The sequence below is a fragment of the Rhizobium sp. PDO1-076 genome (assembly GCF_000247475.1).
Classification (GTDB): Bacteria; Pseudomonadota; Alphaproteobacteria; order Rhizobiales; family Rhizobiaceae; genus Allorhizobium.
The window spans coordinates 1-23,330 of the sequence record NZ_AHZC01000412.1; the positions used below are offsets into that span (position 1 = coordinate 1).

The following is a 23,330-nucleotide window of genomic DNA, read 5'->3' on the forward strand; positions in this document are numbered from 1 at the left end:
CTAGCCCTGCCGTTTCCCACTTCACGCCTGCGCGGCAATGGCGGCATAGAGGCGCTGGTGGTCTCGCCGGCGGATGCCCTGCTCGCCGGTGGGGTCGTGGCGATCTCGGAAAAGAGTGTCGATGAAGACGGCAACAATTTTGCCGGCATCCTGAATGGGCCGCTTGCCGGGGAATTTCGCGTCCGTCCACATGACGGCTTCGAGATCACCGATGGTGTCTTCCTGCCATCTGGCGAGCTTGTCCTGCTGGAGCGCCGTTTCTCGATTGCCAGCGGGGTTGCCATGCGGCTGCGCCGCATCGATGGCGCCTCGATCCGGCCTGGTGCGATCGTCGATGGCCCGGTCATCTTCGAAGCCGACAACGCATCCGAGATCGACAATATGGAAGGCATTGATGTCGTCGTGGCGGACGATGGTTCCATGCACCTGATCGTCGTCTCGGACGACAATCATTCCATCCTGCAGCGCACAGTGATGCTGGAGTTCCGCCTGGAGCCCTGAGCGGTGTCCAGGCGGTCTTGATCCGTTATTCCCAGTATCAGGCAGCCGTGCGAGCCGGCATGGGCCTGACAACGCTCATCAGGGCGCCGTAGGGCAGCAGCATGACGATGCCGACCAGCATCTTCACGGCAAAGTCACCAAGTGCCCAGGAGATCCAGCGCGGGGCTTCCACGGCCAGCACGCCGAAGATCGGTGCCGAGGCGATGGCAAAGTCGTCATTCGGGCCGATGAAGCTGAAGACAGGGGCGAACGACAGCGAGAAGAAGATCACTGTGTCGAGAACCGAGCCGATCAGCGAACCCATCAGCGGAGCCTTCCACCAGGACAGCTGACGCAGGCGGTTGAACACCGAGATGTCGAGAAGCTGGCCGACGAGGAAGGCGGAGCCGGAGGCAATCGCGATCCGCGGGCTGGCGAGAGCGATTGACAGGGCGACGCCGACGATAAAGCCGACAAAAACGACCTTGCGTGCGGTGCCCGGGCCAAACTGACGGTTGGTCAGGTCGGTGATCAGGAAGGAAACCGGATAGGTAAAAGCGCCAAACGTCAGAAGGTCGGCGAGATTGATGCCTGCCAGCGTGCCGCCCAGAGGGAACTGCACGAGGAAGTTGGAGGCGACGACAATTGCCGTCATGAGCAGGCTGTAGAGAAGGAAATAGCGCGTCTTCAGCATTTTTTTATCCTGGGTGATGCCACCAGTTGGAGGGACAATGATGTTTAGCGTCGTTGGTGAAGCCGATGGCATCCGCCGGATTCACGTCAAACGAAAAGGCTTGTCCGGATGTCCGGCCAAGCCTTTAAAGCCTACGTCAGCGCTTGAAATTAAGCGGCTGCAGCGGTCTTCTTGACGATCTGGCGACGCAGCAGACGAGCGCGCATGCTCAGTTCGGTTTCAGAGGCCTTGATCAGGAACGCGTCGAGGCCACCACGATGCTCGACCGTGCGCAGTGCTGCAGCCGAAACGCGCAGACGGTAACGCTGGTTGAGAGCATCTGAAATCAACGTGACGTCGCACAGGTTCGGCAGGAACCGACGCTTGGTCTTGTTGTTCGCGTGGCTAACATTGTTGCCCGACTGGACGCCCTTGCCGGTCAATTCGCAACTGCGGGACATGGTACACCTATTATTTTCTAGGCCATCGCATCGCTTCCGGCCAAATGCCGGGCAGGCAATCCAACAGCGCTTGATTGGAAAGTTGCGGTTCTATAGTCAGGCAGAACCTGCGCGTCAAGCCAAACCTTGGATTTTCCGGCTCCAGCAGCGTCATTGCGTTATTTTATTGCCATAGTCCACGGTAAGATGCCGAAATCGGGTCGCCGGATTTTCGGCCCCATTCCCTGAGGGTCGATCATTGCGTGCTACCAGTCTGGTTATTGGTCTTGTTCTGTCCTCCCTCGGCTCTGCCGATGCCGCGGAGGTGCGCTACAATACGGAATACAGCGTTTCGCTGGGCGTGCTGCCGATTGCCCGTTTGTCCTTCGAGACGGAAGTGGATGGCGGGCGCTACACGATCGGCGGGCATTTCCGTTCGTCCGGGTTGGTCGATATCGTCAAGGAAATCTCCGCCAAAAGCAGCGTTTCCGGCCAGGTCGACGGTCAGCGCTTCCAGCCCGACCGATATCAGCTCGAATACAAGGATGGTCGCAAGACCAGCACCTATGATGTGAAATATCGGGCCGGCAGCGTGGTGGAAACCGTGGTCGAACCGAAGCCGAAGCCCCGGCCGGACACATGGGTGCCGATCGCTGACGGCGATCTGAATGCCGTGCTCGATCCGATCGGCGCCTTCCTCATCCCGGGAGACGCCGATGTCTGTTCGCAGACGCTGGCCGTCTATGATGGCGAAAGCCGGATGGACTTGGTGCTGTCGCCAAAGCGGACGGAAGGTTACTCCGCCGGCAAGCTGAAGGGCGAGGCCGTGGTCTGCGGGGTCAAATACGTGCCGAAGTCCGGCTATCGCAAAGGCCGCAAGGATATCGAATACCTGCGCTCGGTCGAGGGCATGGAGATCTGGTTTGCCAAGACCGCAACCCTCAAGCTATATGCTCCGGTCTATGCGCGCGTGCCGACACGCTATGGGACGATCTACGTCTCGGCGCAAAAATTCGACGGCTAGCAGGCGCGGGTTTTCATCCCGTCTGGGCCTGCAACGGGCCCGCGCGGGGCCTTTATGAGGGATGAATGAAGACCAAGGCGACGCTGATCGGCTTTACCGCAATCTTGATGTGGTCCTTCCTGGCGCTGATGACCGCCGCCTCCGGCACGATGCCGCCGTTCCAGCTTTCGGCCATCACCTTTGCCATCGGCAGCCTGCCGGGACTGGCGATCTTTGCGGCAAGGCCCGAGCGCCTGAAGGCATTGCGCCAGCCGGCCAAGGTCTGGCTGATCGGCGTCGGCGGGCTGTTCGGCTATCATTTTCTCTATTTCACCGCACTCCGGAATGCACCGGCGGTCGAGGCCGGCCTGATCGCCTATCTCTGGCCACTGCTGATCGTCGTCGGCTCGGCGCTTCTGCCGGGCGAGCGGCTCGGCTGGCATCATATTGTCGGCGCGCTGGCTGGGCTTGCCGGCACGATCCTGATCGTGGCGAAGAATGGCGTCGCCTTCGATCCGGCCTATACGCTCGGTTATTTCGCCGCCTTCCTCTGCGCGTTTACCTGGGCCGGCTATTCGCTGCTCAGCAGGCATTTCGAGGCTGTGTCCACCGATGTCGTCACCGGTTTCTGCCTCGCCACCTCGCTGCTGTCGCTTGTGTGCCATCTCGGGCTGGAGACCACCGTCTGGCCGGTCGACTGGATGCAATGGGCAGCCGTCGTCGGGCTGGGACTGCTGCCGGTCGGTGCTGCCTTCTATGTCTGGGATTACGGCGTCAAGAATGGCGACATCCAGATCCTCGGCGCTTCAAGCTATGCTGCGCCCCTGCTCTCGACCCTGATCCTGATCATTTTTGGTTTTGGCGAGGTTAGTGTCAGAATTGGTCTGGCCTGCGTGCTGATCACCGGTGGCGCGATGCTGGCGGCGCGCGATATGGTCTTCAAACGAAGCAAGGTCCAATCCTGAACGGAGACAGCATGGCAACGCCAGCGGCCGGGGTTCTGATGCTCTCGGTCGCGCTGGGCATTGGATATTTCTGGATCCTGCCGCGACCGAAGACTGCGTTGCGGGCCGTGTGGAAAACCCTGCCTGTCGTTCTGCTTGCGCTTTACGCACTGCTTGTGGGGGCGCCAACGCTGTTGGTCCTGGCCCTCATGTTGGGCGCGGCTGGCGACGGCTTCCTTGCCTTTGACGGAGCCCGCGCCTTTGTCGGCGGGCTCATCGCCTTTCTCCTGTCGCATCTCGTCTATGCTGCCGTCATGGCGCCACTCGGTATATCGGGTTTCGTGTTTGCCGAAGGCTGGCGCACGGTCGCGGGCCTGCTGCTGCTCGTTCATACCCTGATCATCGTCTGCCTGATTCGGCGTCAGGCCGGCCGGCTTTTGCTGGCAATCCTCGCCTATGTGGCGGTTTTTCTTTTGGTCGGCTGGATGGCGCTCAGGATCGCCAACCCCTGGGTTGCCGTCGGCACAGGTATCTTTATCCTGTCGGATACGCTGCTTGCGTTGCGCCGTTTCCGGTGGGGTCCGGATCACCATTATGACGGTCCGGCGGCCTATCTCGTCTGGGCAACCTATTACGCGGCACAGGTGATCCTGACCGTCACGTTGTCGGCTGCCTGATTGTTTATTCGCCCTTGCCCGGTTCCCAGCCGGATGGTGCCATCTCGAACGCGGAAAAGTCGAAACCTGGGGCCACGGTGCAGCCGACCAGCGTAAAGGCGCCGAGGCTTTCGGCTGCCTGCCATTGATTGGCGGCAATGACCGCCTGCGGGCGCTCGCCCTCGAGGATATCGGTGCCGAGAATGATCGTCTCGACCGTGCGCCCGTCGCTGGACCAACTCAGCGCCAGCGGCGCCCCGGCATAATAGTGCCAGACCTCGGCTGCATCCCGGACCCGGTGCCAATGGGAGCGCTCTCCGGCCTCGAGCAGATAGTAGATCGCGGTCGAATGGCCGCGCGCGCCGCCATTGCCATCCTTGAAGGTCTGCACATACCAGCCGCCCTCGGGATGGCGCTCCATGCCCAAGGTTTCGATGATTTCGGCGGCCGTCATCAGAAATTGTCCTTGCGCTTGCGGATCTCGGCAAAGACATCCTCATCGCTTTCGGTCGGCATGCGAAGCGTCCGGCGGATATCCGGATCGTTGGCGCGCAGGAAGGGATTGGTTTCCTTCTCCAGCGCGATCGTCGTCGGCACGGTGAAATCGCCGCGCGCGCGCATGATCTCGATATCCTGGGCGCGCGATTTCAGCCGGCTGTTGTCCGGATCGATGGTGAGGGCAAACCGGGCGTTCGACAGGGTATATTCATGGCCGAAGTAGACGATTGTTTCGTCGGGCAATTCGGCCAGCTTCTGCAGCGAATGCCACATGTCGATTGCCGAGCGTTCGAACAGGCGGCCGCATCCGAGCGCAAACAGCGTGTCGGCCGAAAACAGGAGCTTGTCTTCCGGCAGGTGGTAGCAGACATGGCCCGCCGTATGGCCAGGGGTCTCGATCACCCGGACCAGATGCTTGCCGAAGGTGAACTCGTCGCCGTCGCCGACGGTGCGGTCAATGCCGGGGATGGCCACGGCCTCGTTGCGCGGGCCGATGATCTCGCAGTCGAACTGCTCCTTCAGGGCCAGATTGGCTTCCACATGGTCGCTGTGATGGTGGGTGGTGAAGATATGGGTGATCGTCCAGTCGCGGCGCTTTGCGGCTGCCAGGATCGGTTCGAGTTCGGGCGCGTCGATGCAAGCCGTAAGGCCTGAATCCGGGCAATGCAGCAGCACGCCAAAATTGTCGCTGCGGCAGAGAAACACATCGATTTCAAGGGATTTCATTGTCCAGCCATCCGTTCCCACGTTGTTGGCGCGAATGTAGCTTGTAAACTCTTGAAGTCCAATCGCTGGCTGCTAACAATGGCGTCATGCATGTCGATATCGTTGACCTTCGCCAGTTCTACTACACCATGCTTGGCCGCGTGGCCGAACAGTCGATCGCTCTGGCGCTTTCGTCGCTCTGGGCGCGACTGCCGCAAGAGCGACTGGTGGGGCTTGGCTATTGCACGCCGTTCCTCGATCGGTTCCGCGCCGATACCGAACGAACCCTCGCCTTCATGCCGGCCGGGCAGGGGGCGGTGAACTGGCCGGTCGGCGAGCCCTCGGCCACGGCGCTGGTCTTCGAGGAAGAATTGCCGCTGCCGGATTCCTCGGTCGACCGGGTGCTGATGGTGCATTCACTGGAATTTGCCGAAAACCCGCGTGAGACGCTGAAGGAAATCTGGCGGGTGCTGGCGCCCGGCGGCCGGCTGGTCATCGTTGTGCCCAATCGCCGCGGCGTCTGGGCGCGCATGGAGCATACGCCGTTCGGATCCGGCCGGCCCTATTCGCGCGGGCAGCTGACGGCCTTGCTGCGCGAGACGAATTTCACCCCCGGCGCCAGCGCGGAAGCGCTGTTCTTTCCGCCATCGAAGATCCGCGCCGTTCTGCGCCTGCGCAGCGGTTTCGAAAAACTCGGTGGCCTGCTGTGGCCGGCGTTTTCCGGCGTCATCGTCGTCGAGGCGCAGAAACGGCTCTACCAGGGCCTGCCGGTCGCAGCCCGCGCCTCCCGGCGCGTCTTTGCGCCGGTGCTTGCGCCGCATGGCGTTCCGACCACGCGGACCGCCGGCGACCACGGATGAGGATTGCCGGCGGGCTTCTGTCTTGCCGCCCGGCGCAATCCGGCGCAATCCGGCACCGTGCCGGCGAGCCTCGACAATCGATGATTTCCATTTTATTGCATGCGCTTATCAAGGGTGCCGATACCGCACCAATTTCACGACAGAGAGCAGTCGCATGAGTGTCGCCATGACGAAGCCGATGCCCCGGCCGGGGATCCTGGATATCGCCGCCTATGTGCCCGGCAAGGAACATGCGGGTGGCGTCGCGCGCGTCTTCAAGCTGTCGTCCAATGAAACGCCGCTCGGTCCGAGCCGCCAAGCTATCGATGCCTTTCGCACGGCCGCAGAGAAGCTCGAAATCTATCCCGACGGTCAGGCGCGGGTGCTCCGGGACGCGATTGCCGAGGTGCATGGACTAAACCCAGCCAATATCCTTTGCGGTAACGGTTCGGGCGAATTGCTGGGCCTGCTCGCCAATACCTACCTCGGCCCGGGAGACGAGTGCATCATCACCGAACACGGCTTCCTGCTCTACCGGATCCAGATCCTCGCCGCCGGCGGCACGCCCGTCACGGTCGAGGAGAGTGATCGGCGGGTCGATGTCGAGGCGATCCTTGCCGCCGTGACCGAGCGCACCAAGATCGTTTTCCTCACCAATCCCGGCAATCCGACCGGGACCTATGTGCCCTATGCCGATATCAAGCGCCTGCATGCGGCGCTTCCGGCGCATGTCATCCTGGTGCTCGACGCGGCCTATGCCGAATATGTCCGCCGCAATGACTACGAAGCCGGCATCGAGCTCGTCTCGGCCAATCGCAATGTCGTCATGACCCGGACCTTCGCCAAGGTCTACGGGCTCGCGGCGCTCAGGATAGGCTGGATTTACGGTCCAGCAGAGATCATCGACGCGATGAACCGCGTGCGCGGACCGTTCAATATCAACACGCCGGCGCTTTTTGCCGGTGCCGCCGCCATGCGCGACCAGGCGCATGTGGCCAATGCCGTCGAGCACAATCAGGTCTGGCTCGCCCGGGTGTCGGAAGCGCTGACCGCGCTTGGTCTCCAGGTCACGCCCTCGGTCACCAATTTCATCCTGATCCACTTCCCCGACGGTGACGGAAAGTGCGCCACCGATGCGGATGACTTCCTCACCAGTCGTGGCTTCATCCTGCGTGCGGTGCGCGCCTACGGCTTTCCCAATGCACTTCGCATGACGATCGGTAGCGAAGAAGCCAATACCGGCGTGATTGCCGCCCTCACAGAATTCATGGAACGCACGTGATGTCTGAAATCCTGTTCAATCGCATTGCCCTGATCGGTATCGGCCTTATCGGTTCGTCGATCGCACGCGACATCCAGAAACTGGGGCTGGCGCGCGAGGTCGTGATCTCGACACGCAGCGCCGAAACCCTGAAGCGGGCGGAGGAACTCGATCTGGGAACCGCCTACACCACGTCGGCGGCAGATGCGGCAAGGGACGCCGACCTGGTCATCGTCTCGGTGCCGGTCGGCGCATCGGGGGCGGTGGCACAACAGATCGCGTCCAGCCTGAAACCCGGCGCGATCGTCACCGATGTCGGTTCGACGAAGGCGTCGGTGATCGCGCAGATGGCGCCGCACATGCCGGAAGGCGTACATTTCATTCCGGGTCATCCGCTGGCGGGTACGGAAAAGTCCGGCCCGGATGCAGGCTTTGCCGGCCTGTTCAAGGGCCGCTGGTGCATCTTCACGCCGCTGCCGGATACCGATGCGGATGCGCTGGCGCGTCTTGGCGGCTTCTGGCAGGCGCTCGGCTCGCGTATCGACGAAATGGATCCGCAGCATCACGACAAGGTTCTGGCGATCGTCTCGCATCTGCCGCATATCATCGCCTACAATATCGTCGGCACGGCGGATGATCTGGAAGCCGTGACCGAGTCCGAAGTGATCAAATATTCGGCTTCCGGTTTCCGCGATTTCACCCGCCTTGCCGCCTCCGACCCGACCATGTGGCGCGACGTTTGCCTGCACAACAAGGATGCGATCCTGGAAATGCTGGCGCGCTTTTCCGAGGATCTCGCCTATCTGCAGCGGGCGATCCGCTGGGGCGAGGGCGACAAGCTGATCGAGTTGTTCACCCGCACCCGCGCCGTGCGCCGCTCGATCATCGAGGCCGGCCAGGATGTCGACGTGCCGGACTTCGGCCGTCATTCGCTCGACAAGTAGAGCTTTACGTTCCGCCGCCCCTGTCTCAGAGCGGCGGTATCGTGCCGAGCGGAATGAAGCCGAGCGATGCGACGCCGTCGCGGATGGTGATTTCGGCAGAGCCCCTGTCCTGGCCGAAAGAGACGACCGCGAGCACCTTGGCCACGTCGTCGAACGTGTCCTTCATCTGCGGATAGGCGACGCCGAGCGCATCGTTCCACGCCCTGATCCCTTCGATCTCGGCGCGGATCTCACCGGAAATCAGGCCGTCTTCGCCGACCGAAAACGGACCGCTCAGGGTCAGCAGACGGCCTTCGCCCAGATCCGTCACAAGCCGGCGGATCTCGCCCTTGGTGCCATAAAGCCTCTGGCTATGCGCCAGTGCCGGCTGCAGCAGGCCGCCGCGGTCGGCAAATGTCACGTCGATGCTGGCCGAGGCCGGCGGCAGGGCGACGGGATTGCCACCGATTGCCAGCACCGCGTCGCGCACCAGGGCTGCGTAGTCGAGATCGCCACCGTTGCCCCTGATATGGCTTTCCGCATGCGGCGCGGTCAGTTCAAGCTTGAGGGGGCTGACGGTCGAAATCAGCTGTGCCTTCAGGTTGCGGATTTCGAGCGAGCTGCGCTGCAGGCCGGACAGCGTCGCGTTGAAGCTCGACCGCAGGTCTTCCCATTCGATCGTCGAGTTGAAGCCGAGCGCCGAGCGGATTTCGGCCGGCCCATCCAGTTCCCAGACGACATGGCCGGGCGCATAGATCTGGGCTGCGGCCCGCACGGCGCCGAACGAGGCGGAAATGCCCTGATAGTTGTCGTCGAGCGACAGCCGGTCGCAATTCAGCCTGAAGCGGAAAGGATAGCCGCCGATGCTCGGCTGCTCGCAATTGGCCGTGATGGCGGCCGGATTGCCGCCCTCGAAGAAGGCGACGATCTGCCGGCGCAGATATTCGGCGGCAAAATACCAGGCGACACTATAGACAGCGATGAACAGGACGATAAAAACGCCCAGACGAAACACCTTGCGGCTTGTGGCGCTTGCGGGCGCTGTGGATGGCGTTGCCATGGGGTGCTCCTGATTGACGATCAAATCCTGAGTGAGTGGATTGGCCTGCGATATGGACGAATTTTGGGTCTTTGGCTACGGATCCTTGATGTGGAACCCGGGCTTTGCCTTCGAGGAGCGGGTTCAGGCCCGCCTGACCGGCTATCGGCGGTCGCTCTGCGTGCGCTCCTGGGTGCATCGCGGGACCGAGGCGCGCCCCGGCCTGGTGCTGGGCCTCGATCGTGGCGGCTCGTGCCGCGGCATCGCCTTTCGTGTCGATCCGACCCTGTGGCCTGACACGCTGGCCTATCTGCGCGAACGCGAACTTGTCACCAATGTCTATCTCGAACGCAGCGTCCGGCTGCGTTTCGATGACGGACGCCAGGTGACCGGCCTGACCTATGTGGTCGACCGGGCACATCCGCAATATGGCGGGGCCGTCACGGTCGAAGAGGCGGCACAAATCGTTGCCGGCGCGGTTGGCCAGTCGGGTCCGAACCCGACCTATGTGGCCAATACGGCTGCCCATCTGCGTGAAATGGGGATCCGCGACCACTGGCTGGAAGGCGTCGTCGCGGCAATCGCGGCGATCGGTCAACCGGATTTGCAGGCGAACTGACAGGCGAACTGACAGGCGGATTGGCAGGCAGCCCGTACCTGTTTCTTCCGGCGTTTCAGCCTGCCTGCAGTTCTGCCAGCCGCTTTACCGCCGTCGGCGGCAGCGGCACATGCGGATTGTCGCGTGCAGTCTCGATCAGCAACTCGTCGCTGGCCGCCTCGAGGCGTGCCATCAGCGTGTCGAAAAACACGTCCGGATCGAGGCCCGGCTCGATCGCCGGCAGGATGCGTACCTTGAAATGGCCGGGATAGCGCTGGAACTTGCGGCGTGGCCAGAACAGGCCGGGATGCATGGCGACCGGCACGACGGGAACGCCGAGATCGCGGTAGAGGCGGGCAATGCCGTATTTGTATTCGGGCGTCGCGCCCGGCGGCCGGCGGGTGCCTTCCGGATAGATGATCAGCTGGCGGCCGTTGCGCATCTCGGCCTTGGTGCGCTCGATCACTTCCGCCATCACCTTGCCCTTGGCGCCGCGGTTGACCGGGATCATGCGTTGCTTGGCGACATACCAGCCGAAGACCGGGATCCACATCAGTTCGCGCTTGAGGATATAGACCGGATCGTCGAGCCAGGGCAGCAGGGCAAACGTGTCCCAGAAAGACTGGTGCTTGGGGGCCAGGATATAGCCGCCCTTGGGAATATTCTCGAGCCCCTCGAGGGTGAAGGTCGTGCCGACGATCGTCTTCATCAGCCAATGCGAGGAACGCGCCCAGCCCTTCGGCACGCCGAACGCCGTCTTGCGCGGCGCGAGAAAATAGAAAGGCGACAACAGGATCATGCGAAGGATCATGTTGGTGTAGAAGGCCGTATTGAACAGGATGGAACGCAGGGTGATCATCAGGACATTTCCGTGGACAGGCGAAAACGTCCCTATCGTAAAACGCGGCCGAGCAAAAGCCGGTCGGCCGGGAATTGCTCAGCTCTCGTCGGCCGGGTCGGCAATTTCGCCCGACGAACGCAAGCCGGGACCGACGCTCCAGCCGATGATGCCGCGGGCATAGGCAATGACGCTCTTGGCATATTCGGCCAGCATGGTTCGCAGCGCGTCCGGCTCTCGGTACCAGGCGCGGGTCTTCAAGTCGGCATTGACCACGGGATAGCCGATGAACTCGGTGACCTTGTCCGACCGGCGCAGCTCCATCAGGCTGCGGGCCATGTGATAGTTGCTGGTGACCACCAGGACGGACTTGTAGCCGCGATCGCGGATCCAGTTTGCGGTCTCGTTGGCATTGCCGATCGTGTCGATCGCGGCGTAGCCGATATCGACGCAGCAGGCGAACAGTTCGGGTGACGTGCGTGTGGCGCGGCGGATCTGGCCGGCGGTGGTCGAGGGATTGACGCCCGAAATCAGCAGGCGGCCGCCATAGCCGCGTTTCAGAAGGTCGATGGCCTGGTCGATGCGCTGGTAGCCGCCGGTCAGAACCACGATCGCGTCGGCCTTGACGTTTTCCGGCGGGCGCAGCGTGGTCACGCTGTCGGCAAAATGCAGGAAGCCGGCGACGAGCAGGGCTACACACAGCAGGACGAGCAATCCGCTATAGCGCAGGAACCGGCGCAGGAGACCACGGCGCGCAAACAGGCTGCGGCCCGACGTGTCGGGCCGGCCCCCTTGAGACGGTTGGTTTCGGGTCATCCGGTCCATGCTCATTGTCCGTGAATAGCGTGGATTTTCCACACGGAACAGGCGGCTTTAAGGCAAGTCAACACGCTTCCTTGACGATTAATCGTCCATAAGTCCATCGGTACGCGCCGGATCCGAGCGAATTAGGTCGATCTCGTAGATGGTGCGCATGACGGTCAGGCGCGCCGTGATGGTGGTCAGCAGCGCAATCACGATCATCGTGGCAAAGATCCCGAGATAGCCGGTCCAGCCGATGGTGAAGGTGCCGAACAGCGCCGTTGCCTGATCGCTTTCCGGCGTGGCCATCGACCGGGTCTGCCAGAAATTGGCGGCGGCAAACAGGCCGGCCGCGAGCAGGCCGCCGGCGGCCGCACCCTTCAGGCTGATCTTGAGGAAGTGCTTCTGGAATTCCTGGGCGACGAAGGTGCTCTCGGCGCCGACGAAATGCAGCACCTCGATAATGTGGCGATTGCCCGATAGCGCGCCGCGGGTGGCAAAGACCACCGTCAGCACCATGGCGGTAAACACCAGGATCAGCACGCCGGAACCGATCAGCACGGTGGTGCGTGCCATCTGCACGAGGCGGTCGACCCAGGTGCGGTGATCGTCGAGAAAGGCCTGCGGCACTTCGACCTTCAGCAGGTCGCGCATCGAGGCGAAATCGGGCGGGTTGCTTTCGTCGATGGTGATGACGATCAGGCGCGGTACCGGCAGGTCTTCGAGATTAAGTCCGGTGCCGAGCCAGGGCTCGAGCAGGCGGGCCGTTGCATCATCATCCATGATCCGGCCGTCGCGCGTGCCGACGAAGGTCAGCGCAAGATCGCGCGCCTTGACCAGGGCAGCCCCCATGTCGAGCCCGTCCTCCGGCTTGATCTGGATGGTGACCTCCCGGGAAATCTGGCTCTGCCAGCCGGCCGCCGTTGCCCGGACCATCGACACGGCACCCAGCGTCAGGCAGGCCAGAAAGGCCATGATGGCAATCACCACCATCAGCGCATTGCCCTGGATGTTGGAGGGCGGCAGGATCGGCCCGGTCGGCCTGACGGTCATTTCGACCCGGCGCTTCTGTGCCTTGTCCGGCTGCTGCGGGGTGTTGGTTCCTGTCTCACTCATAGATGTCGAGCCGCCCGTCGGTGAGGATCATGCGGCGCGCATCGACCTGGTCCATCAGGGCCAGATCGTGGGTGGCGATGACGACGGCCGTGCCCAGCCGGTTGAGTTCGAGAAACAGGCTGAGCAGGCGGCGGGCCATTGGCGGATCGACATTGCCGGTCGGTTCGTCGGCCAGCAGGATTTCCGGCCGGTCGATCAGCGCACGGGCGATGGCGACGCGCTGTTTCTCGCCGCCCGACAGCACGGCCGGCAGCACGTTGATGCGCTCGCCGAGGCCGACCCATTTCAGCAGTTCGATGACGTCGCGCCGGTAGCTGCCTTCCTCCTTGCCGCGCACGCGCAGCGGCAGCGCGACGTTTTCGTAGGTGGTCAAATGGTCGAGCAGGCGGAAATCCTGGAAGACGATGCCGACGCGGCGGCGCAGCATCGGCAGTTCACTGCGGGGAATGCGGGTGATGTCGCGGCCGAAGCTTTGGATGATGCCGCGTGTCGGCTGCAGCGACATGAACAGCAGGCGCAGCAATGTCGTCTTGCCCGCACCGGACGGGCCGGTCAGGAACTGGAAGGAGCTCTTGGGAATGTCGAAGGTCAGGTCGCGGAGGATCTCCGGTCCCATTCCATACCGAAGGCCGACATTTTCAAAGTGGATCAACGGCTGGGCCCAGTCTGACGTGTCCGAGGTCTGGGGCTCGTAAACGAAGATCGTCAACGGCCGGTAAACATGCCCGCAAAACGGCAGCCGGATGGCCGATATTTTCGAAGCATTAACCATTTGAATTTACGTCTGGAGTGGATTCGTTTCAACTGCCGAGTTTCGGGTATCCGGAATTGGCTGTGCGAAAGGTACGGCTGAGATGAACGCCTTCCGTTTCCAAAAGCAGGCAGCAGCCCCGGACCAGGATCTGCTGCCGCCAGACCGGGCGCGCCGCCGCATCGAGCGCCAGCATTTCCAGACGACCCATGAGGTCGTCGATGCCCATTTCGTCGTGGTGCGCGATCCACCGCAGAGAGCCAAATTCCAGGCGGCTTCAGCGGCGAGCGCTCCTGTTGCCCCGGATGTCCTCGCCGGCCTGAAGACGGTGCTGCGCAGCGCCGAGCATCATCTGCAGCGGTTGTCCGATGTCAGCTTCGCCCTTCTGGTCGCCGGCTGCTTTGCCAGCATCTTCGGCATCGCGGGACAGCTTTATTCAGGCACCGGTTCTACCGACGCCGTGGCCAACCCGCTCGACATCACCCATGTCAGCCTGACGCCGCAACACAAGGACGGCATGCAGGTCCTGCTGCTCAATGCCATTGTCGAAAACCGGTCGGACGATACCGTCAGCCTGCCGAAACTCAGGGCTGATCTGCTGATCGGCGGCCAGATCGTCGCCAGCACCTATATCGATGCACCGGTTGCCGATCTCGATGGCGGCCACAGTCGCGGCGTTGCAGCCCGGCTCCAGCATCCTGGTGGAAAAACGCCGGAACTGCGGCTTTCCTTCGAGGATCCGGGTGTCTCGCCTTCCTGACTGTGCTAAGGGCTTGCCTTTCCGGCGGTCTCAGGCTGCCGGGCTGAAGGCCGAAACCGGCCGATCATCAAGGAGAAGTCCATGCCCGTCGTCCGCGGCAAGAATATCGAACCCCTGTTCACCGCCGCGCAGATCGCCGAGCGCAATCACGAGCTAGCCGCCGATATCATGAAGGGTCCCTGCGACGATCTTCTGGTGATTTCGGTGCTCAAGGGCTCGTTCATCTTTGCCGCCGATCTCATTCGGGCGTTGCATGATGTCGGGCTTGCGCCGGAAGTCGAATTCATCACTCTGTCCAGCTATGGCACAGGCACGGTGTCGCAGGGTGTCAGGATCATCAAGGACATCGACAGCGACGTGAAGGGCCGCAATGTGCTGCTCATCGACGACATTCTCGAGTCCGGCCGCACGCTGCTGTTCGCCAAGGAACTGATGTACGAGCGCGGCGCCGCCAATGTCACGATCGCCGTGCTTCTCGACAAGAAAGTGAAGCGGAAAGAAGTGTTTGAGGCTGATTTCGTCGGCTTCGAATGCCCCGATTATTTCGTCGTCGGCTACGGCATGGACGTCGCCTATGCTTTCCGCGAACTGCCCTATGTCGGCGTGGTGACCGGCGACGCCTGAGGCGTTTCGTTTCGCGACATCTGGCCGTCCTTCACTGACCGCTTGTTAACCATGGCGCGGGACCGGGTGTCCCGCGTTTACCTCTCGACAAGGAAACTCTGTTGATTTGCCCTGACGGGCACGGAAACGGATCGCGGGAGTTGAATGCAATCATGGCGAGAATCTTGATCACCGAAGACGAAGATACGCTGCGTACCTTCGTTGCCCGCGCCCTGCGCCTCGATGGTCACGAAACCAGCGAAGCCGCCGATGGCGAAGAAGGTCTCGCTTTGCTTTGCGAAGAACCATTCGACCTGCTGCTGTCGGATATCCGCATGCCGGTTATGGACGGCATCGAGCTTGCCCACCGGGCCTCGTCCCATTTCCCCGACCTGAAGATCCTTTTGATGACCGGCTATGCCGAACAGCGCGAACGCGCCGACGACCTAGCCTCGAAGATCATCGATGTGGTGCCCAAGCCCTTCGCGCTCACCGATATCCGGGCGGCCGTTGCCAGCGCTCTGGCGGGCTGAGCACCTCTTTCGAAATCCTACTGGATCTCGAGCAAGCGCTCGAGATAACGCCGCTCCAGCTCGGGACTGGAATTCTGGCCAAGCTTTTCGCGGATGGCTTCGAGAATTTCGCGGGCGCGCTGCACGTCGATCTCGTCCGGCACCTTGACCCTTTCGCCGAAATCCGGGCCTGACGTGGCGCGCGGCCGGCCGAGCGGATCACGGCCGTTCTGGTTGCCCTGACCCATCTGCTGGCCTTGGCCCTGCTGGCCTTGCATGGCCTGCATCATCTGGCCCATCATGTCGCGCGCGCCCTGGCGCAGCGCTTCCAGCGCGCGGCCCTGGCCTTCCACCGCGCGGTCGCCCTGGCTCTTGCCAAGCGCTTCGCCGGCACCCTTCATTTCACCCTGCGCCTGGCCAAAACCTTCACCGGGATCGAGGCCGAGGCCTTTCAGGCCTTCCTGCAATTCGCCGAGCTGCTTGCCGAGGCCTTCCTGCTGCTCGCGCAGGTTCTTCAGCGCCTCGCGCAGCTGTTCGGCGGTCATCTGGTCGGTGTCCTGCCCGCCCTGCTGGCCCTGTTCGCCCTGGGCCTGCGGCTCCTGCTGCGGTTCGCCGTTTTCGCCCTCTTCGCCTTCGCCCGGGTCGCCGCGCTGCATGCGGTCCCTCAGGGCCTGATCGAGTTTGAAGGTCTCGTCCATCAGCCGCTGCTGCTGCTGCATGATCTCGCCGAGCTTGTCGATCTGCTTGCGCGCCTCGCTGTTCTGCTGCTCGCCGCCGCGCTGCGGGCGTCCGGCCTGCATGTTGTTCATCATCCGGCTCAGCTCGTTGAGCAGCTGGCGCGCCTCGTCCTTGTTGCCCGAACGGGCGAGGTTTTCCAGCTGGTCGAGCAGGTTGTCGAGATCCTGCGGACGCACGGTGTTCTGGGCGCTCTGCTGCTCGCCATTCTGGTTTTGCATGCGTTCGGCCATGGCGGTCATGAACTCCTGCATGGCGGCACGAAGCTCGTCCATCAGCTTCTTGATTTCCTCGTCAGGGGCATCGCGATCCAGTGCGTCGGCCAGGTTCTTCTGCGCATCGCGCAGCCGCTTTTCGGCCAGCGACAGGTCGCCGTCCTCGATGCCGAGCGCGATCTCCCACAGATAGTCCGCCGTCTCCTGCAACGCCTCGGTGCCCTTGGCCTGCTGCATGCGGGCACGGGCCGATTCGATCAGCAGGAAATGGGTGAGATTGGGGATGGTTTCGTCGGCGCGAAGGGTGATCGCTTCGTTCAGCGCGATGGCCCGCGGCATGGCGCGGGTGTCGAGCGAAAAGACCTGCCGCTGTTCGGCGACGGCTGCGGCAAGCTTCTCCGAGAAGTTTCGCGACGGCAGGATCATTTCCACCGGCGGGCTGCGGCCGACCTGTCCTGCGCCATCGGTGGCGACCAGCGTGATCGACACTTTGGCGCCCGCCAGGGGATGCTCTGTGATGTTGCGGCTGGCGACGCCCTTTGTTTCGCGGGCATTGTGGCGCGGCAGGTCAAGCTTGTAATCCGGCTGCGGATAAAGCGGCGTGGCACCGGACTTGGTTTCCAGCGGCACGATCTCCGCATGGGCCTTCTGCAGGCCATAATCGTCCTTGGCGGTGAAGGCGATTTCCAGGGCGCCGTTGATGGCGCGGCGCGGCGTGCCGTCGAAGGCGATCTCAGGTGCCTTGTCCGGTGTCACCTGAATGGTCCACTGGCGCTGGCCAACGCGCAACTGGCCAGCATCTGCCAGCTCCAGTTCGTGGGTGCGGGCGGCAAGCGGTGCAGCGGGTGCCGGAGGCAGGTTGCTCGACGCTTGCCCACCAGGCGTCGCGCCCACCACAGCCTCTTCCTTGGCCGCGACCTCGATCACCGCGCCATCGGCTGCCTTGCGATAGAAGACCTTCTCGTCGGCAGCCCCGCCGCTGATGCGCACGGTGATCTTCGAATGCTGCGGCACACTGACGCCGTTTTCGTCCTGCGTGCCGAGGCCGGACAGGAAGACGGGGGCTTGGCCGGTATAGGCTGGCGGCGTAATCCAGGCATCGATACGCATGTCCGGCGTCTGGCTTTCGGCGACATGCTGGCGGAAGGCATCTGCGATCGTGCCGGCGCCGTTCGAGCCGGAATAGGCAAGCGCTGTCACAAACAGCAAAGCCGGGATTGCCCGCAGGGCATATCGGTCGAAGCGGGCGATATCCGGCTGCGGCAGGCCGGTATCGAGGGCTGCAATGCGCTCGGCCATGCGCCGCTGGTGTTCCTGCCAGAGCGCCCGGGCAAACGGCGTCTCGAAGGCGGGTTCGTCGTCCTGTACCGCGACCGGCTGGTGCGGCAGGCCGTTGCGCTCTTCCAGCAGCCGGTCGGCTTCGCCGGTCGTTGGCAGTTTCAATCGCAGGAAGGGCAACAGCGACGCGACAAGCGCGAAGATCAGGACAAAGACCAGCGGGAGGCGCAGATATTCAGGCAGTTCGCGATAGACGCCGAACCAGGCAAGCGAAACGAACAGGGCGGCGATGCCGGCAACCGGGAGAAACAGCGGCAGGAGGCGTTCCGCAAACAGCACCAGCCGTGCCAGCAGACGCTTGAAACCAACCCGGCGCGCCAGAGCAGGATCTGTCTTGAAGGCGCCTTTCCGTTGGCCGGCCGGGCGGGATTGCGGCATCCGTCAGGTCTCCGAGTGCACAGGCCGCCGCATGACGACCTCAGGCCGTCGCATGACAACCTCAAGTCTCAAAGATAGCAGGCTTTGTGGCGAAGACGAGGGCGAGGCGGGAAAGCCGGTGGTTTTTCCCGCCATATCGCTGAAATGTGAACGCCGAGCCGTCAGGCGCCCCCGCCAGAAAAGAGTTCCAGAAGGGTTCCAGAAGCGCTCTGCTCAGTCGAGCCAGTCGGGAACAGAATCGAGCCCGATCAGCTCTTCATAGCTCGGGCGCTTCCGAATCACGTGGAATTCGCTGCCCTTGACCAGCACCTCCGGGATCAGCCGCCGGGTGTTGTAGGTGCCGGCCTGGACTGCACCATAGGCACCGGCCGAGCCGACCGAGATCAGGTCGCCGGGCTTCGGCATCGACATTTCGCGATCAAGCGCCAGATAGTCGCCGGTCTCGCAGACGGGGCCGACGACGTCGGCGCGAATGCGCGGCGCGCTGGCAGCCGACAGGATCACCGGGCGGATTTCGTGATATGCCTCGTAGAGCGTCGGGCGGATCAGGTCGTTCATCGCCGCATCGACGATGACAAACGTCTTGTTGCCGCCGTCCTTCACATAGATCACCTCGGTGACCAGAATGCCGGCATTGCCGACAAGCAGGCGGCCGGGCTCGGTGACGATCTTGCAGTTCAGGCTGGCCAGTTGGTCCTTGACGATCCGCGCATAGGCGTCCGGTTCGGGCGGCGGGTTGTTGTCGTCCTTGTAGGGAATGCCGAGGCCGCCACCGACATCGACATGGTCGATCGCGTGGCCGTCGGTGCGCAGGGTCTCGACCAGTTCGCGCAGCAGGCGGAAGGCTTCCTCGAACGGCTGCAGCTCGGTGATCTGGCTGCCGATATGCATGTCGATGCCGCTGACCTGGATGCCTTCGAGCGTGGCGGCACGGGCATAGACGGCGCGGGCGCGATCATAGGAAATGCCGAACTTGTTTTCCTTCTTGCCGGTCGAGATCTTGGCATGGGTCTTGGCGTCGACATCCGGATTGATGCGGAACGAGACATGCGCCTTTTTGCCGGCCTTGAGAGCGCGCTGGTTGAGGATCTCCAGTTCCGGCTCGCTCTCGACGTTAAAGCAGTAGATGCCAGCTTCGAGGCCAAGATCCATCTCGCTCGGCGTCTTGCCGACGCCGGAGAACATGATGCGCGATGCCGGGATGCCGGCGGCGAGCGCACGGCGCAATTCGCCTTCCGAGACCACGTCGACACCGGCGCCGAGGCGACCCAGCGTCTTCAGCACGGCCTGGTTGGAATTGGCCTTCATCGCATAGCAGACCAGCGCATCGACGCCGTCGAAGGCCTTGGAAAAGACCTTGTAATGGCGTTCCAGCGTGGCGGTCGAGTAACAATAGAAAGGCGTGCCGACGGCGCGGGCGATCTCTGGGATGGCCACATCCTCGGCATAGAGGACGCCGTCGCGATAGTCAAAATGGTTCACCGGGAAAGACCTGTCAAAGGAGCGGATCGAGGAGGAAAGGCGTGTCGGGTGTCGCTTGCGGTTTCGAGTCGCGCTTGTTCTGCTGGTCGACCGGCGTGCTCGGCGGATCGAGGTCGCCCTTGCGGCCGCAGCCGGAAAGCGCAAGCGTTGCAGCCAGAAGCAGAGATACGGCGATCGTCGGGCGGTTGAGCGTTTTCACCATGATCCAATCCATCGAATTGTGTTGTCCAAAGGCTCTAGCGAAAAACAGGGCGCTTGTGCACCCTGATTCTCGTGATGAATACCTGACGCCTGCGTGATCGGTTGCCTGATCCGCCCGGTTGTCGGCTGCCGAATCAGTTTCTGCCGCGCCACCAGGCGATCTGCTTCCTGACTTCCGAAGGTGCTGTGCCGCCGAAGCTCTTGCGGCTGGCAACCGAGGCTTCGACCGTCAGCACGTTGAAGACATCAGCTGTGATCGCGGCATGGATGTCCTGCAAGTCTTCCAGAGGCAGTTCGGCCAGATCGCAGCTCTTGCTCTCGGCCAGCGCCACGGCGCGGCCGGTGACATGGTGGGCGTCGCGGAAGGGAAGGCCAGCTTCCCGCACCAGCCAGTCGGCGAGATCGGTGGCGGTTGAGTAACCGGAACCGGCGGCTGCCTTCATGCGGTCGGTGCGGATGGTCATGTCGCGAACCATGCCGGTCATGGCAGCGATCGCCAGTTCCAGGCTCTCGGCCGCGTCGAAGACCTGTTCCTTGTCTTCCTGCATGTCCTTGGAATAGGCGAGCGGCAGGCCCTTCCATCACGGTCAGCAGTGCAATCAGCGAGCCGTTGATGCGGCCGGTCTTGGCGCGCACCAGTTCGGCCGCATCCGGGTTCTTCTTCTGCGGCATGATCGAGGAGCCGGTAGAGAATGCATCCGACAGGCGGATGAAGCCGAATTGCGGCGTCGACCAGATGACGATCTCTTCGGCGAGACGCGACAGATGCACAGCGGCAATCGAGGCGATCGACAGGAATTCCAGCGCGAAGTCGCGGTCCGACACGGTGTCGATCGAATTGCGGGTTGGCTCACGGAAGCCGAGCGCCTTGGCCGTCATGTGGCGATCGATCGGATAGCCGGTACCGGCAAGGGCTGCCGCGCCGATCGGGCTCTCGTCCAGATGTTCGATCGCATGGCGCACGCGCTGACGGTCGCGGCCGAACATCTCGACATAGGCCATGCAGTGATGGCCGAAGGTCACCGGCTGGGCGGTCTGGAGATGGGTGAAGCCGGGCATCACCGTGTCGGCATGTTCTTCGGCGCGGTCGAGGAAGGCAGCGATCAGGCCGCTCAAGGCCTGTTCGGTCTTCTGCAGCTCTTCCTTGACCCAGAGGCGGAAGTCGAGCGCCACCTGGTCGTTACGCGAGCGGGCCGTGTGCAGGCGGCCGGCGGCCGGGCCGATCAGGTCGGCAAGCCGCGCCTCGATGTTCATATGAATGTCTTCGAGCTTGCGCGAAAAGACGAACTGGCCAGCCTCGATCTCTGACAGGATCGTGTTCAGGCCGTGAACGATCTTGTCTTTGTCTTCGGTGCCGATAATGCCTTGATGCGCCAGCATGGTCGCATGCGCTATAGAGCCGCGGATGTCCTGGGCGTAAAGCTTCTTGTCGAAACCGATCGAGGCATTTATCTCCTCCATGATGGCTGCCGGGCCGGAGGCGAAGCGACCGCCCCACATCTGGTTGGAGGATTTGGTGTCCTTGATGTCCTCGGCCATGAAATGCCTATCCTGGAGAATGACATGACTGAAAAAAGACCGTCCGGCCTCTTCCCCGTCAAGCTGGTTGCGATTGCGGCGATTGCCGGCGTAATCGCCGGCGCGGCAGCGGTATACGTGAAGCAGACGGTGTCTGGCAATGGCGCGGAGACCGCGGCTGCCGGACAATGCGAGGGTTCCGTCGCCCGCGCGGCTGCCCTCAAGCCGTATCTGACCGGTGATGTGGCGGCGATGGTTCCGGTCGATGCGCCGAAACTGATCGAAGGCCTGTCGTTTAGCGATGCGGCCGACACGGCGATGACCACGGCCGATTTTGCCGGCAAGACCGTGCTGCTCAATCTCTGGGCGACGTGGTGCGTGCCATGCCGGGAGGAAATGCCGGCGCTCAACAACCTGCAGAAAGCGGTCGGTGGCGAGACTTTCCAGGTCCTGGCGATCAATATCGACAATGGCGACGCGGAAAAGCCGAAGAGCTTTCTCGAGGAAACCGGCGTCGATGCGCTCGGGCTTTACCGCGATGCCAGCATGGGCGTGTTCAACAGCCTGAAGAAGCAGGGCCTCGCCTTCGGTCTGCCGGCGACACTTCTGATCGATGGCAAGGGCTGCCTGCTGGGTGCCATGAACGGCCCGGCCGCCTGGGACGGCCCGGATGCCAAGGCACTGATCGCGGCTGCGGCCGGCGCCTGATCGCAAAAAGCCTGCCTCTGGACGATGGCAGGCTTTGCGTTATTCTCTCCCTGGTTGTGCGGCGAAAGCAGACGCGTTCTGTCAGACGCATCGGAGAGGATAGGCCACTCCGACCAGGGCGATGGCCTCGCCGCGCAATCGGAGGGTGAGCTATGTGGCCAAAACCATTTAGCATCACGTTTATTATACGAAAAACCCGCACGAGCTGGCAGGCAATCGTGCGGGTCAATTTCAGATAAAAACAGAAGCGCGGGCGAAAGCTCGCCCTTCACTCCACCAATATAATCCTCAATGCCTCGATCAGCAAGGCGCGCAAGGTCAGCGCGTTGGAACCGGCACTTCGCCGCGATAGTCGTAGAAGCCGCGGCCGGACTTGCGGCCGAGCCAGCCTGCCTCGACATATTTGACCAGCAGCGGGCAGGGGCGATATTTCGAATCCGCCAACCCGTCATGCAGCACCTGCATGATCGACAAACAGGTGTCGAGGCCGATGAAGTCGGCCAGCTGCAGCGGGCCCATCGGATGGTTGGCGCCGAGCTTCATCGCCGTGTCGATCGCCTCGACCGAGCCGACGCCTTCATAAAGCGTATAGATCGCCTCGTTGATCATCGGCAGCAGGATGCGGTTGACAATGAAGGCCGGGAAGTCTTCGGCGACCGTGATCGTCTTGTCGAGCGAGCGGACGAAGGTCTTGGCCGTCTCGAAGGTGTTTTCGCCGGTGGCGATGCCGCGCACCAGCTCGACCAGCTTCATCACCGGCACCGGGTTCATGAAATGAATGCCCATGAAGCGTTCCGGCCGGTCGGTCGCAGACGCGAGCCTCGTAATCGACAGCGACGAGGTATTGGTGGCCAGCAGCGCTTCCGGCTTCAGGACCGGGCAGAGCTGGGCAAAGATCTTGCGCTTGACGGTTTCGTCTTCGGTGGCGGCCTCGATGACGAGGTCGGTGGCGGCCATGTCGTTGATGTCGCTCGAGCCGGAGATCAGCGCAAGCGCTGCCTTGCGTTCGTCTTCGGTCAGCTTGCCGTTGGCGACCTGGCGGGCGAGATTGCCGTGGATCGTGGCAAGGCCAGCCTCGATGCGCTCCTTGGCGAGATCGTAGATCTGGACCTTGTAGCCGGCGATGGCCGAAACCTGGGCGATGCCGCAGCCCATCTGGCCCGCACCCACCACGCCTACATTGGTGATCGTCGTCGTCATCCCGCTCTCCTACCCATCGAATTCAATTCTCTTCGCAAAAATGCCGGGCCCGCTTTCGCGAGCCCGGCAATTGATAGACCCATGCCGGGTGTTTTTCCAGCCCTTTCGCGGTTGC

General features: G+C 62.6%; 25 protein-coding genes and 1 pseudogene. 12 read left to right on the forward strand and 14 right to left on the reverse strand.

The window, feature by feature from the left end; translation table 11 throughout:
* A partial coding sequence (locus PDO_RS22730; protein WP_007607362.1) for an esterase-like activity of phytase family protein occupies positions 1–501 on the forward strand: 501 nt, incomplete at its 5' end.
* Between the two features lie 37 nt (positions 502–538).
* Here PDO_RS22730 and PDO_RS22735 read toward each other — a convergent pair.
* The gene (locus tag PDO_RS22735; RefSeq protein ID WP_007607363.1) at positions 539–1,174 is read right to left on the reverse strand and encodes a VUT family protein; all 636 of its coding nucleotides are present in this window, start codon (positions 1,172–1,174) and stop codon (positions 539–541) included.
* A 149-nt stretch (positions 1,175–1,323) separates the two neighbouring features.
* On the reverse strand, positions 1,324–1,614 hold the full coding sequence (gene rpmB, locus PDO_RS22740; protein ID WP_007607364.1) for a 50S ribosomal protein L28: 291 nt from the start codon (positions 1,612–1,614) through the stop codon (positions 1,324–1,326).
* A 238-nt stretch (positions 1,615–1,852) separates the two neighbouring features.
* Here rpmB and PDO_RS22745 point away from each other — a divergent pair, with 238 nt between their 5' ends.
* The 3 genes from PDO_RS22745 (at position 1,853) to PDO_RS22755 (ending at position 4,217) form a co-directional block, all read left to right on the forward strand.
* Positions 1,853–2,617 carry a DUF3108 domain-containing protein gene (locus PDO_RS22745; protein ID WP_007607368.1) on the forward strand — a complete coding sequence of 255 codons (765 nt, stop codon included), beginning with the start codon at positions 1,853–1,855 and terminating at the stop codon, positions 2,615–2,617.
* Positions 2,618–2,682: 65 nt separating this feature from the next.
* The gene (gene yddG, locus PDO_RS22750; protein WP_007607370.1) at positions 2,683–3,561 is read left to right on the forward strand and encodes an aromatic amino acid exporter YddG; all 879 of its coding nucleotides are present in this window, start codon (positions 2,683–2,685) and stop codon (positions 3,559–3,561) included.
* 11 nt (positions 3,562–3,572) lie between these two features.
* The gene (locus tag PDO_RS22755) at positions 3,573–4,217 is read left to right on the forward strand and encodes a lysoplasmalogenase family protein (RefSeq protein WP_007607371.1); all 645 of its coding nucleotides are present in this window, start codon (positions 3,573–3,575) and stop codon (positions 4,215–4,217) included.
* Between the two features lie 4 nt (positions 4,218–4,221).
* Here PDO_RS22755 and PDO_RS22760 read toward each other — a convergent pair whose 3' ends face one another.
* Entirely contained in the window at positions 4,222–4,650 is a 429-nt protein-coding gene (locus PDO_RS22760) for a cupin domain-containing protein (RefSeq protein ID WP_007607372.1), read from the reverse strand.
* Positions 4,650–5,420: a hydroxyacylglutathione hydrolase gene (gene gloB / locus PDO_RS22765; protein WP_007607373.1), complete on the reverse strand. Its 771-nt coding sequence runs from the start codon at positions 5,418–5,420 to the stop codon at positions 4,650–4,652. The genes PDO_RS22760 and gloB overlap by 1 nt, the downstream gene beginning before the upstream one ends.
* Positions 5,421–5,506: 86 nt before the next feature.
* On the opposite strand from gloB, the gene PDO_RS22770 reads away from it, so the two are divergent.
* The 3 genes from PDO_RS22770 (at position 5,507) to PDO_RS22780 (ending at position 8,443) form a co-directional block, all read left to right on the forward strand.
* Positions 5,507–6,259: a class I SAM-dependent methyltransferase gene (locus PDO_RS22770; RefSeq protein WP_007607385.1), complete on the forward strand. Its 753-nt coding sequence runs from the start codon at positions 5,507–5,509 to the stop codon at positions 6,257–6,259.
* 154 nt (positions 6,260–6,413) lie between these two features.
* Complete coding sequence (hisC, locus tag PDO_RS22775) at positions 6,414–7,520, forward strand: histidinol-phosphate transaminase (RefSeq protein WP_007607386.1); 1,107 nt, start codon at positions 6,414–6,416, stop codon at positions 7,518–7,520.
* Positions 7,520–8,443, forward strand: a complete 924-nt coding sequence (locus tag PDO_RS22780; protein ID WP_007607387.1) for a prephenate/arogenate dehydrogenase family protein — start codon at positions 7,520–7,522, stop codon at positions 8,441–8,443. The genes hisC and PDO_RS22780 overlap by 1 nt, the downstream gene beginning before the upstream one ends.
* A 25-nt stretch (positions 8,444–8,468) precedes the next feature.
* Here PDO_RS22780 and PDO_RS22785 read toward each other — a convergent pair whose 3' ends face one another.
* The gene (locus PDO_RS22785) at positions 8,469–9,482 is read right to left on the reverse strand and encodes a DUF2125 domain-containing protein (protein WP_007607388.1); all 1,014 of its coding nucleotides are present in this window, start codon (positions 9,480–9,482) and stop codon (positions 8,469–8,471) included.
* A 52-nt stretch (positions 9,483–9,534) separates the two neighbouring features.
* Here PDO_RS22785 and PDO_RS22790 point away from each other — a divergent pair, with 52 nt between their 5' ends.
* Positions 9,535–10,080 carry a gamma-glutamylcyclotransferase gene (locus PDO_RS22790; RefSeq protein WP_007607390.1) on the forward strand — a complete coding sequence of 182 codons (546 nt, stop codon included), beginning with the start codon at positions 9,535–9,537 and terminating at the stop codon, positions 10,078–10,080.
* A 55-nt stretch (positions 10,081–10,135) separates the two neighbouring features.
* Here the strand turns inward: PDO_RS22790 and PDO_RS22795 are convergent, their stop codons facing one another.
* From PDO_RS22795 to ftsE, 4 genes are all read right to left on the reverse strand, one after another.
* Complete coding sequence (locus PDO_RS22795; protein ID WP_007607397.1) at positions 10,136–10,918, reverse strand: lysophospholipid acyltransferase family protein; 783 nt, start codon at positions 10,916–10,918, stop codon at positions 10,136–10,138.
* 78 nt (positions 10,919–10,996) lie between these two features.
* On the reverse strand, positions 10,997–11,722 hold the full coding sequence (locus PDO_RS22800; protein WP_007607399.1) for a YdcF family protein: 726 nt from the start codon (positions 11,720–11,722) through the stop codon (positions 10,997–10,999).
* Between the two features lie 78 nt (positions 11,723–11,800).
* The gene (locus PDO_RS22805) at positions 11,801–12,814 is read right to left on the reverse strand and encodes a cell division protein FtsX (protein ID WP_007607402.1); all 1,014 of its coding nucleotides are present in this window, start codon (positions 12,812–12,814) and stop codon (positions 11,801–11,803) included.
* On the reverse strand, positions 12,807–13,466 hold the full coding sequence (gene ftsE / locus PDO_RS22810) for a cell division ATP-binding protein FtsE (RefSeq protein ID WP_037075196.1): 660 nt from the start codon (positions 13,464–13,466) through the stop codon (positions 12,807–12,809). Before ftsE ends, PDO_RS22805 begins: the two co-directional genes overlap by 8 nt.
* Positions 13,467–13,668: 202 nt before the next feature.
* Here ftsE and PDO_RS22815 point away from each other — a divergent pair, with 202 nt between their 5' ends.
* The 3 genes from PDO_RS22815 to PDO_RS22825 all read left to right on the forward strand — a co-directional run bounded on the left by PDO_RS22815 (position 13,669) and on the right by PDO_RS22825 (position 15,461).
* Positions 13,669–14,325: a hypothetical protein gene (locus PDO_RS22815; protein ID WP_007607405.1), complete on the forward strand. Its 657-nt coding sequence runs from the start codon at positions 13,669–13,671 to the stop codon at positions 14,323–14,325.
* A gap of 81 nt (positions 14,326–14,406) precedes the next feature.
* Positions 14,407–14,949, forward strand: a complete 543-nt coding sequence (gene hpt / locus PDO_RS22820) for a hypoxanthine phosphoribosyltransferase (protein ID WP_007607407.1) — start codon at positions 14,407–14,409, stop codon at positions 14,947–14,949.
* Positions 14,950–15,101: 152 nt separating this feature from the next.
* Entirely contained in the window at positions 15,102–15,461 is a 360-nt protein-coding gene (locus PDO_RS22825) for a response regulator (protein WP_007607409.1), read from the forward strand.
* A gap of 17 nt (positions 15,462–15,478) precedes the next feature.
* On the opposite strand, the gene PDO_RS22830 is transcribed toward PDO_RS22825, so the two are convergent.
* The 4 genes and pseudogenes from PDO_RS22830 to argH all read right to left on the reverse strand — a co-directional run bounded on the left by PDO_RS22830 (position 15,479) and on the right by argH (position 21,328).
* Positions 15,479–18,106 carry a TIGR02302 family protein gene (locus PDO_RS22830; RefSeq protein WP_007607411.1) on the reverse strand — a complete coding sequence of 876 codons (2,628 nt, stop codon included), beginning with the start codon at positions 18,104–18,106 and terminating at the stop codon, positions 15,479–15,481.
* A 213-nt stretch (positions 18,107–18,319) separates the two neighbouring features.
* Positions 18,320–19,588, reverse strand: coding sequence for a diaminopimelate decarboxylase (gene lysA, locus PDO_RS22835; RefSeq protein ID WP_007607413.1), 1,269 nt, complete (start codon positions 19,586–19,588; stop codon positions 18,320–18,322).
* A 13-nt stretch (positions 19,589–19,601) separates the two neighbouring features.
* Positions 19,602–19,790 carry an LPS translocon maturation chaperone LptM gene (gene lptM / locus PDO_RS22840; RefSeq protein ID WP_007607415.1) on the reverse strand — a complete coding sequence of 63 codons (189 nt, stop codon included), beginning with the start codon at positions 19,788–19,790 and terminating at the stop codon, positions 19,602–19,604.
* A 133-nt stretch (positions 19,791–19,923) separates the two neighbouring features.
* Positions 19,924–21,328, reverse strand: a pseudogene (argH, locus tag PDO_RS22845) (argininosuccinate lyase).
* Between the two features lie 24 nt (positions 21,329–21,352).
* Between argH and tlpA the strand changes: the two are divergent.
* A complete protein-coding gene (tlpA, locus tag PDO_RS22850; RefSeq protein WP_037075191.1) occupies positions 21,353–22,015 on the forward strand; it encodes a thiol:disulfide interchange protein TlpA in 663 nt (220 codons plus the stop codon).
* A 318-nt stretch (positions 22,016–22,333) separates the two neighbouring features.
* Here the strand turns inward: tlpA and PDO_RS22855 are convergent, their stop codons facing one another.
* The gene (locus PDO_RS22855; RefSeq protein ID WP_007607424.1) at positions 22,334–23,215 is read right to left on the reverse strand and encodes a 3-hydroxybutyryl-CoA dehydrogenase; all 882 of its coding nucleotides are present in this window, start codon (positions 23,213–23,215) and stop codon (positions 22,334–22,336) included.
* Between the last annotated feature and the right edge of the window lie 115 nt (positions 23,216–23,330).

Coding starts and splice junctions, on each gene's coding strand:
- PDO_RS22735 (WP_007607363.1), bottom strand. CDS start 1,174: ATGCTGAAGACGCGCTATTTCCTTCTCTACAGCCTGCTCATGACGGCA.
- rpmB (WP_007607364.1), bottom strand. CDS start 1,614: ATGTCCCGCAGTTGCGAATTGACCGGCAAGGGCGTCCAGTCGGGCAAC.
- yddG (WP_007607370.1), top strand. CDS start 2,683: ATGAAGACCAAGGCGACGCTGATCGGCTTTACCGCAATCTTGATGTGG.
- PDO_RS22755 (WP_007607371.1), top strand. CDS start 3,573: ATGGCAACGCCAGCGGCCGGGGTTCTGATGCTCTCGGTCGCGCTGGGC.
- PDO_RS22760 (WP_007607372.1), bottom strand. CDS start 4,650: ATGACGGCCGCCGAAATCATCGAAACCTTGGGCATGGAGCGCCATCCC.
- gloB (WP_007607373.1), bottom strand. CDS start 5,420: ATGAAATCCCTTGAAATCGATGTGTTTCTCTGCCGCAGCGACAATTTT.
- PDO_RS22770 (WP_007607385.1), top strand. CDS start 5,507: ATGCATGTCGATATCGTTGACCTTCGCCAGTTCTACTACACCATGCTT.
- hisC (WP_007607386.1), top strand. CDS start 6,414: ATGAGTGTCGCCATGACGAAGCCGATGCCCCGGCCGGGGATCCTGGAT.
- PDO_RS22780 (WP_007607387.1), top strand. CDS start 7,520: ATGTCTGAAATCCTGTTCAATCGCATTGCCCTGATCGGTATCGGCCTT.
- PDO_RS22785 (WP_007607388.1), bottom strand. CDS start 9,482: ATGGCAACGCCATCCACAGCGCCCGCAAGCGCCACAAGCCGCAAGGTG.
- PDO_RS22790 (WP_007607390.1), top strand. CDS start 9,535: ATGGACGAATTTTGGGTCTTTGGCTACGGATCCTTGATGTGGAACCCG.
- PDO_RS22795 (WP_007607397.1), bottom strand. CDS start 10,918: ATGATCACCCTGCGTTCCATCCTGTTCAATACGGCCTTCTACACCAAC.
- PDO_RS22800 (WP_007607399.1), bottom strand. CDS start 11,722: ATGGACCGGATGACCCGAAACCAACCGTCTCAAGGGGGCCGGCCCGAC.
- PDO_RS22805 (WP_007607402.1), bottom strand. CDS start 12,814: ATGAGTGAGACAGGAACCAACACCCCGCAGCAGCCGGACAAGGCACAG.
- PDO_RS22815 (WP_007607405.1), top strand. CDS start 13,669: ATGAACGCCTTCCGTTTCCAAAAGCAGGCAGCAGCCCCGGACCAGGAT.
- hpt (WP_007607407.1), top strand. CDS start 14,407: ATGCCCGTCGTCCGCGGCAAGAATATCGAACCCCTGTTCACCGCCGCG.
- PDO_RS22825 (WP_007607409.1), top strand. CDS start 15,102: ATGGCGAGAATCTTGATCACCGAAGACGAAGATACGCTGCGTACCTTC.
- PDO_RS22830 (WP_007607411.1), bottom strand. CDS start 18,106: ATGCCGCAATCCCGCCCGGCCGGCCAACGGAAAGGCGCCTTCAAGACA.
- lptM (WP_007607415.1), bottom strand. CDS start 19,790: ATGGTGAAAACGCTCAACCGCCCGACGATCGCCGTATCTCTGCTTCTG.
- tlpA (WP_037075191.1), top strand. CDS start 21,353: ATGACTGAAAAAAGACCGTCCGGCCTCTTCCCCGTCAAGCTGGTTGCG.
- PDO_RS22855 (WP_007607424.1), bottom strand. CDS start 23,215: ATGACGACGACGATCACCAATGTAGGCGTGGTGGGTGCGGGCCAGATG.